This is a genomic window from Burkholderia sp. BCC1208, assembly GCF_902833095.1.
In the GTDB taxonomy this organism is placed as follows: domain Bacteria; phylum Pseudomonadota; class Gammaproteobacteria; order Burkholderiales; family Burkholderiaceae; genus Burkholderia.
Genome location: NZ_CADFDY010000026.1, coordinates 1 through 1,095 on the forward strand (window position 1 = coordinate 1; position 1,095 = coordinate 1,095).

Annotated in this window: 1 protein-coding gene; it reads left to right on the top strand. The window is 67.5% G+C overall.

The annotated features are described in order from the left end of the window. Positions 1 to 1,095: AMP-binding protein (locus HWX09_RS33385; protein ID WP_175888625.1), on the top strand; the 1,095-nt coding region annotated here is incomplete at both ends.

The window sequence follows — 1,095 nt, forward strand, 5'->3', positions numbered from 1 at the left end:
GAATCGGTTCTTCACGAAACCCGTCAGTTCGCGCCGCCCGCGGCGCTCGAGAAGACGGCGACCATTTCCGGCATGCCGGCCTATCGCGCGCTCGTCGCCGAGGCCGAGCAGGATTACGAAGGCTTCTGGGCGCGCCTCGCGCGCGAGGGCCTCGCGTGGCACAAGCCGTTCACCAAGGTGCTCGACGAGAGCCAGGCGCCGTTCTACAAATGGTTCGACGACGGCGAGCTGAACGCGTCGTACAACTGCCTCGACCGCCACGTCGAGGCCGGCAACGGCGAGCGCGTCGCGGTGATCTTCGAGGCCGACGACGGCACCGTCACCCGCGTCACCTATGCCGACCTGCTCGCCCGCGTGTCGCGCTTCGCGAATGCGCTGAAGAAACGCGGCATCGCCAAGGGCGATCGCGTCGTCATCTACATGCCGATGTCGATCGAGGGCATCGTCGCGATGCAGGCCTGCGCGCGCATCGGCGCGACGCACTCGGTCGTGTTCGGCGGCTTCTCCGCGAAATCGCTGAACGAGCGCCTCGTCGACGTCGGCGCGGTCGCGCTCGTCACCGCCGACGAGCAGGCCCGCGGCGGCAAGACGCTGCCGCTCAAGAGCATCGCCGACGAGGCGATCGCGATGGGCGGCTGCGAAGCGGTCAAGAGCGTGATCGTCTATCGCCGCACCGGCGGCAAGATCGACTGGCATGCCCAGCGCGACCTGTGGATGCACGAGCTCGCCGACGGCGAATCCGAGCGCTGCGAGCCGACCTGGGTCGGCGCCGAGCATCCGCTGTTCATCCTGTATACGTCGGGCTCGACCGGCAAGCCGAAGGGCGTGCAGCACAGCACGGGCGGCTACCTGCTGTGGGCCGCGCAGACGATGAAGTGGACCTTCGACTGGAAACCCACGGATGTGTTCTGGTGCACGGCCGACATCGGCTGGGTCACGGGCCATACGTACATCACCTACGGGCCGCTCGCGTGCGGCGGCACGCAGGTCGTGTTCGAGGGCGTGCCGACTTATCCGGACGCTGGCCGTTTCTGGAAGATGATCGACGATCACAAGGTCACCGTGTTCTACACCGCGCCGACGGCGATCCGCTCG